Here is a 6,710-nt window from a genome sequence, read left to right as displayed (position 1 = left end):
CACCTGCGCCAGCCGCGCCTCATCGAGCCCGTACAGCCTGCGGAAGACCCCGCCCAGCACCGCCCGGTACTCATTGCGCACCGGCCAGTCGCGGTTCTGGTTGAGCGTGGCTTGTTCCACCGCTACCTGCTCACCAGCGATGCGGCCGCCACGCACGGTGCCGCCCGCGACCCAGTAGACGGTGCCGTGGCCGTGGTCGGTGCCGCGCGTGCCGTTCTCGCGGAAGGTGCGGCCGAACTCGGACAGCACCACCACGGTGGTCTTGTCCCACACAGGACCCATCTCGGCGGCGAAAGCAGACAGGCCGCGGCCGAGGTTGTCGAGCAGGCCGGCCAGTTGCCCCTGTGCGCCCCCCTGGTTGACGTGGGTGTCCCAGCCACCCACGTCGATAAAGCCCAGGTTGAAGCGCTCGCGCATCAAGCCCGCCATGCGCCGGGCCTCGACCTCGAAACCGCGCGCGCTGAGCGAGCGGCGGTTGGCGGCCTGCATTTCCTGCATGCGCGCGGCCATGGTGCCGGCGTCGTTGCCTGACATGCCGGGCTGCGGCTGCGCCTGGCGCGCCACCGTTTCGCGCAGCTCGAAGCCTTCATCGATCAGCGATTCGAAACGCGTGCCACGGTACATCTGCGCCAGCAGCTTCGCCTGGCGCGCATCGAACGGGGTGCGGCCGCTGCCCTTGAGCGAGACATTGGGCACGTCGCGCGGACCGGACAGCACCATCGGCAGGCCGTCGGTGAAGGCCACGGGCGCGGCCTGCCCGCCCATGGCCTGCGCCAGGCGGTTCAGGAAGCCGCTGCCGCGCAGCGCGGCCACGGACTTGCGGTCCTCGCCTTCGCCGGGCAAGCCGGCCTCGATCCCGTCCTGGGTCTCGAAGTGGCTGCGCGACAGGTCGTGCGTGCCGGCGAACGGCACGAAGGCCAACTGGCCGCGCTGCCATAGCGGCAGCATGGTCGCGGCCAATGCCGGGTGCAGCGCCCAGTCGCCGATGCCGCGCGCGGCGCTGTCGGCGGCAAAAGCCGGCGCCAGCGCCACTGCCGCGTTGGGGTCAGCGTCCGCACCGGCCGCGGGCGGGCGGCGAATGGCGATATTGGGCCGCGCGGCGTAATAGAAATCACTGCCGGCCGGCACCAGCGCGCTGGTGCCGTCATAGCCGCCGCGCAGGAACACCAGCAGGAAGCGCGCATCGGCCCGCGCCGGCAGCGCATAGACACGCGAGGCGATGGCGGGCAGGGCCAGCCCCAGCGTGGCGCCGCCCATCGTTTTCAGCCATTGTCGGCGTTGCATGGTCTGCTCCCTGTCAGCGCTGCATCCACTCGGGCGAGCCGAGCAGCACGGTATTCCATTCGGCCTGCGATTCCGCCTGGCCCAGCGCGGCGCGCGTGGCGGGGCCAAGGGTGGCTTCGATGGTGTCGAAGTACAGCTTGTTGCCAATCATCGGAAAGCGCGCGCCGCGCGGCCTCGCGCCATCGCCGGCAAACAATCCCGCCGGCCCCGAGCCGATCGCGCGCGCGATCTCGAAGCGCCGCACCATCTGGCCCGAGCTGGCCCACGCGCTTTCCGACGATGGATAGCCGTCCGGCGCCACGTGGCCGTAGAGCGGCTCGCCGAGCTGGTTCAGCCAGTTCATCACCGGGCGCAGGTTGGTCACGGGACGACCTTCATAGGCGAGCCGCATCGACGACACCACATAGACCATCGGATCCTTGAACTTGCGCGTGGGCGCCGCCAGTTGCCGGTCCAGTTCCGGCGCCAGGAACAAGGTGCGCAGCACCGCGGCGATATCGCCATCGGTGTACGTGAAGGTCTGCGCCATGCGCTCGACCAGCGCCGGCGGCGGGTTGTCGGCGATGAAATAGGCGACCAGCTTGGCGCTGATAAAGCGCGCGGTGGCCGGCTCGCGCGCCAGGATCGACACCGCTCGCGCCACTTCGTCGAAGCCGGCCGGCTCGATGCGCTGGCCCAGCAGCGTCTTCGCACCGAAGTCATGGCGCGCGGGGTTGAATTCGAACAAACCCTCACTGCGGTACAGCCCCGCGCGCGCCGGCGGCAGCCGCGGCAGCGGCGTGCCGCGCAGGTTGACGCCCACGCCGGTCAGCACGCGCGCCAGCTCCTGCACGTCCTGCTGGGTGTAGCGGGAGCCGCTGGGGCCGCCCGATACGCCCATGGTATGCAGCTCCATCAGCTCGCGCGCGTAGTTCTCGTTGATGCGGTTGGCGCTGCTCTGGGCGTTGTCGAGGTAGACCAGCATGGCCGGCGCGGTCACGCTGGCCATCAGCAGGTCGCGGAAGCGGCCCAGCGCGTGCGGGCGGATGGCGCGCTCTTCGTAGTCGGCCAGCAGCAGCCGGACCTGGCCCTTGCCCGAGTAGACGTTGAAATGGTTCATCCAGAACCACGTCATTTGCTCGCGCAGCTGCGCCGGAGAATACAGCGCGCGCAGCAGGTGGCGCCGCGCGGCATCGGCCACGATCTCGCGGCCCTGCGCGTTCAGCGCCTGGCGGGCCTGCTGCTTGCTGTCGTCGTCGGGCAGCGCGTCGATGCGCTGGCGGGCGTCGCGTGCGGACTGGATCTGCGCGGCGGCATCGGCCTGCAGGTTGGGCAAGGCTGCGATGACGGCCGCCAGTTCGGGCGGATCGGCCAGCGGCAGCGTCAGTTGCTGGTCGAGGAAGCCCTTGCGGCCCAGCCGGCGCAGGTCGCCAAGGGTGGTCTGGTCAGCGCCGTAGGTGACAGTGTTGAGCCAGCGCAGGTCGGTGGCGGCGGTGCTGCCGCCAGCCTCGGCCGGCACCTGGGCGCAGGCGGCCAGGCACGCTGCCAGTGCCAGTGCCGCGGCGGCCCGCCAGGCGGCGAGCGCGCCCCGGCCGGATTGTCTCGAATGCTGCGCCGGATTCATGCCTTGCTCCTCGCCCTGTTCGATCAACATCACTATGTTACGTGGCAAGCGCACATTGGTTGACCCGGAGGCGCCGCCGGAGTGTTACCAGTGCTTTCAGCACGCCGATTGCCGGATTTGCCAAGACAGCGGCGCGCTGCCTGGCTAGCCTTGCGCTCTGTCCCTCCGATCCCGCCCCCGGCGGAAACGCCTGCTTGCATGTCGCGCCCCCTGTCCGCTGCCGCCTGGCTGCCCACCGTTGGCTTTGTCCTGATCTGGTCCACCGGCTTTATCGTCGGCAAGGCCATCGTGCCGCTGGCCGATACCAGCCTGTTCCTGCTGGGCCGCTTTGCCGTGGCGGCGCTAATGTTCGTGGCCTGGTCGCTGGCGGCGCGCGCGGCCTGGCCGCCGCTGCGCGAGGCGCCGCGCCACCTGCTGGCAGGCGCGCTGATGCAGGGCATCTACCTGTGCGCCGGCTACGGCGCCGTGGCCAGGGGCCTGCCGCCGACGATCATGGCCCTGCTAGGCGCGCTGCAGCCGCTGCTGACCGCGCTGCTTGCCATCCCCCTACTGAAGGAGCTACCTTCCAGGCGGACGTGGCAGGGCCTGGCGCTGGGTGCGCTCGGCGTCGCGCTGGTGGTCGCCCCGGCGATGCAGGCCGGCATTCACCCGGCCGCGTCGGCCCTGTCGCCCTGGATCGTGCTGCTGGGCGTGCTGGCCATTGTCTCCATCACCATGGGAACCCTCTTGCAGAAGCCCGCCATCGCCGCCTGTGACTTGCGCGCCAGTTCCGCCTGGCAAAACCTGGGCGCCATGCTGGTAGCCGCCGCGATGGTGGCGATCCAGGCCGCCGACGCGCCGCTGCACTGGCATGGTGGCGTGGCGCTGTGGGCCGGACTGGCATGGGCGGCGATCGGCCTGTCGGGCGCCGGCACCTGGCTGCTGGTCAGCCTGGTGCGGCGTGGCCAGGCCGCCAATGCCGCGGCGCTGATGTTCCTGGCGCCGCCGCTGGCCGCGCTGCAGGCCTGGCTGCTGTTCGGCGAACGGCTGGATGCGGTGCAGGCGCTGGGCATGGCGGTGGCCGGCGCGGGCGTCTGGCTGTGCCAGACCCCTGGCAGGTTGCGGCATGCCGAAGCCCGCTGAACCCCAAGCCTCGCCGCTGGTCGAGCATCGGCGCTACCGCCCGCAGCCTGACGGCCACCAGCACGGCTACCACCAGTTGCTGTTCGGTCTGGCCGGCGCCACCGAGCTGGAGATCGACGGCCACGTCTATCGCGTGGACGACCGCACCGGCCTGATCGTGCCGGCCGGCAGCCATCATGAATTCCTGGGCTTGGACGGCAACCTGCAGCTGGTGGCGGACTTCCCGGCGCGCTCGGTGGCACTGCCCGCGCGGCTGATGACGCGCCCGCGCGCGTTCCCGCTGGACGGCGCCTTCGGCAGCCGCGTGCGCGCGCTGGCGGCATGGCGCGCCGCCGCAGCAGCACGCGGGCCGCAGACCGACTGGCACCTGGCGGCAACGCTGGCCGCGGCGCTGGCGGACTGCCTCGGCATGCCCGGCGACGAGCAGGTATTCCCGCTGATGGCCGTTGATGCCTACCTGCGCGCCAACCTGGCCGCGCCACTGCGCGTGGCGGAAGTCGCCGGGCATTTCGGCTGGAGCGTGCGGCGCTTCCAGACCCTGTTTGCCGAGGCCTTCGGCGATACCCCGCACCGCTACCAGACCCGGCTGCGGCTGGACCGCGCGCTGCAGCTGCTGACGCAATCCACGCTGCCGCTGGCCGAGATCGCGCTGGCGTCAGGCTACCCGGACCAGACCACCTTCACGCGCAGCTTCACGCGGCGCTTCGGGCAGCCGCCCGGGGCGTGGCGGGCGGCCGCACGCGGCTAGCCTGCCTGCGCGGTAGTCGATTCTGGCACCGGACTAACCGTGGTGACCCTCTCGCGTCGAGGCGAGTTAGAGGGCGGCGCAGGTTGAACGTGCGGCGTATAAGGCTTCCGCCCCTTGCGAGATCCGAGCGCTTAGCGCCGCATTGATCTGCGTCAGACTCAGATCATGCAGGGAAGCTATTGTGTCAATAGGGCCCCGCGAGTCCCGATATCGCATCGGACTCAACGGTCTGCTTGCCCAGTTTCCCAGGAGGGCGCCATGGCCACCCCACTAGCCACCTCGCTTCCAACTTCACCTTCCGCCGCGCTTTCCACCCCGGGCCCGACACCGCTTGCCGCCTGGCATACCGACCATATCCATTTCGCCTCAATGCTCGACCTGCTGGAAAAGCAGGTCAGCACCTTCCATCAGGGCGAGCAGCCCGACTACGGCCTGATGGCCACGATCATCCAATACCTGCGCAACTATGGCGATTGCGTGCACCACCCCCGTGAGGATGTTGCCTACGCGCTGCTCGTGGACCGGGATCCCGGCACGCGGATCATCATCAGCCGGTTACTGCAGGAACATCGCGTGATCGCCACAGTCGGCGCGGAATTGCTCGACCGCCTGCGTGAAGCCCAGAGCGAGGTGGTCACCTCGCGAGCGGCACTGGAAGCGGCCGCCGCCATGTACCTGGTGTACTACCGCAACCATCTGTCCACCGAGGAGAAACAGGTCATGCCGCGCGCCGCCCGGTTCCTGACCGAAGCGGACTGGGCGGAGGTCGCCGCCATCGATCCGGCCAGTGCCGATCCGCTATTCGGCGCCAATGTGGAGAGGCGCTTCGCGACTTTGCGCAAGCAGATCGACAGTGAAGCGAACGCGTCCATGCACTGAACGTCGGTCGCTTCGCGGCACTGCCGGGCCTCGGCTCAGAACTTATGCCTGCGGCGAGTGTCTTGGCCCTGGCAGAAACCGTCCCGGGCTTTTTAACGGCATCCGGCAACAGCAATGACGGACAGGTATTGCAGCCTATTTGCCGCTCTGGCGGCCCAGCAGCACCGTCTCGCCGGTCTCGCTCGAGTGCCGGCGCAGGGCGTCGTGGACCGAGGCGCCGGTGCCCTCAGCCCACCCTCAGCATCGCCATGACGATGGTTCTTCTATAGCAACCACTCCCCGATCATCCGCAGGATTTCCGCCTTCACGGCTGCAGGGTCCATGGAAGCCCGGTTCAGGCGGTGCACGGAGATACCGCGCAGCAGGCTCATCAGGATGAAGGCCGCGGATTTTGTGTCCACGTCCGCCCGGATCTGCCCAAGGGTCTTCGCCTCGTTGAGCTTGTACTCGACGTAGGCCATGTTCTTTTCGTTGTAGTCGTGGACAAAGCCATGCAGCGGCGAGTCGGCAACGGACGAGTCAAGCACGATGAAAAACATCGCGCGGATACTGTTGACCGCTTTTTCCGGCCGCTGGGTGTAGGCGTCCACCAGCGAATAGATGCCGTGAATGCCGCGGGTATCGCTGCCGTCCTTCTTGCGCTGGGCATTGAATTCACGCGAGAGCTGTTCCAGACATTCCTCCAGCAGCTTTTCCTTGGAGCCGAAGTGATTGTGCGCCAGGCCGCGGCTATAGCCCGCCTTGGTGCCGACTTCATTCATCGTCAGCCCGGCGAGGCCTTTTTCAGAAATCAGCTCGATTGCGGCCTGCACCATACGGCTGACAGACTCCTCACGCCGTTGCTCCTGGGTGCGACTGGTTTGCTGTTTCATAGGTAGTGAGCGATATGTCGCCTGCGGCGCGCCGACCGATGCATGGATCGGCCGGCTATGTCTCGAAGCAGTGGTAATGGTCCATGGCGCCGTTGTGGCTGCGTTGAACAGGATATGGGTCTGTTCACGCGGAGCTGCACGGCGCCCAAATTGTACCGAAGCGAACGGGCCACTTTTCAGAACTGCGTCGACACAAGGCCCT

General features: G+C 68.5%; 6 protein-coding genes. 3 read left to right on the top strand and 3 right to left on the bottom strand.

Going from position 1 to position 6,710, the window contains the following annotated elements:
• Together AC3WQZ_RS30800 and AC3WQZ_RS30795 are read right to left on the bottom strand one after the other, a co-directional pair.
• Positions 1-1,284 (bottom strand): DUF1501 domain-containing protein (locus tag AC3WQZ_RS30800; protein ID WP_492301853.1); only part of this gene is annotated, 1,284 nt, incomplete at its 3' end.
• A 13-nt stretch (positions 1,285-1,297) separates the two neighbouring features.
• Positions 1,298-2,887, bottom strand: coding sequence for a DUF1800 domain-containing protein (locus AC3WQZ_RS30795; RefSeq protein WP_492301854.1), 1,590 nt, complete (start codon positions 2,885-2,887; stop codon positions 1,298-1,300).
• 198 nt (positions 2,888-3,085) lie between these two features.
• On the opposite strand from AC3WQZ_RS30795, the gene AC3WQZ_RS30790 reads away from it, so the two are divergent.
• The 3 genes from AC3WQZ_RS30790 (at position 3,086) to AC3WQZ_RS30780 (ending at position 5,636) form a co-directional block, all read left to right on the top strand.
• Positions 3,086-4,009, top strand: coding sequence for a DMT family transporter (locus tag AC3WQZ_RS30790; protein WP_010810985.1), 924 nt, complete (start codon positions 3,086-3,088; stop codon positions 4,007-4,009).
• Positions 3,993-4,757, top strand: coding sequence for a helix-turn-helix domain-containing protein (locus AC3WQZ_RS30785; protein WP_492301852.1), 765 nt, complete (start codon positions 3,993-3,995; stop codon positions 4,755-4,757). Before AC3WQZ_RS30790 ends, AC3WQZ_RS30785 begins: the two co-directional genes overlap by 17 nt.
• A gap of 258 nt (positions 4,758-5,015) precedes the next feature.
• Entirely contained in the window at positions 5,016-5,636 is a 621-nt protein-coding gene (locus AC3WQZ_RS30780; RefSeq protein ID WP_011617678.1) for a hemerythrin domain-containing protein, read from the top strand.
• A gap of 263 nt (positions 5,637-5,899) precedes the next feature.
• On the opposite strand, the gene AC3WQZ_RS30775 is transcribed toward AC3WQZ_RS30780, so the two are convergent.
• Positions 5,900-6,508 (bottom strand): TetR/AcrR family transcriptional regulator, encoded by a 609-nt coding sequence (locus AC3WQZ_RS30775; protein ID WP_492301851.1) that lies wholly within the window; start codon positions 6,506-6,508, stop codon positions 5,900-5,902.
• Positions 6,509-6,710: the final 202 nt, after the last annotated feature.

This window comes from Cupriavidus sp. FW305-26 (genome assembly GCF_058787975.1).
The sequence above is the reverse complement of the archived record's forward strand: the minus strand, read 5'-3'. Positions and strand labels throughout refer to the sequence as shown.

Coding starts and splice junctions, on each gene's coding strand:
- AC3WQZ_RS30790 (WP_010810985.1), top strand. CDS start 3,086: ATGTCGCGCCCCCTGTCCGCTGCCGCCTGGCTGCCCACCGTTGGCTTT.
- AC3WQZ_RS30795 (WP_492301854.1), bottom strand. CDS start 2,887: ATGAATCCGGCGCAGCATTCGAGACAATCCGGCCGGGGCGCGCTCGCC.
- AC3WQZ_RS30785 (WP_492301852.1), top strand. CDS start 3,993: ATGCCGAAGCCCGCTGAACCCCAAGCCTCGCCGCTGGTCGAGCATCGG.
- AC3WQZ_RS30775 (WP_492301851.1), bottom strand. CDS start 6,508: ATGAAACAGCAAACCAGTCGCACCCAGGAGCAACGGCGTGAGGAGTCT.
- AC3WQZ_RS30780 (WP_011617678.1), top strand. CDS start 5,016: ATGGCCACCCCACTAGCCACCTCGCTTCCAACTTCACCTTCCGCCGCG.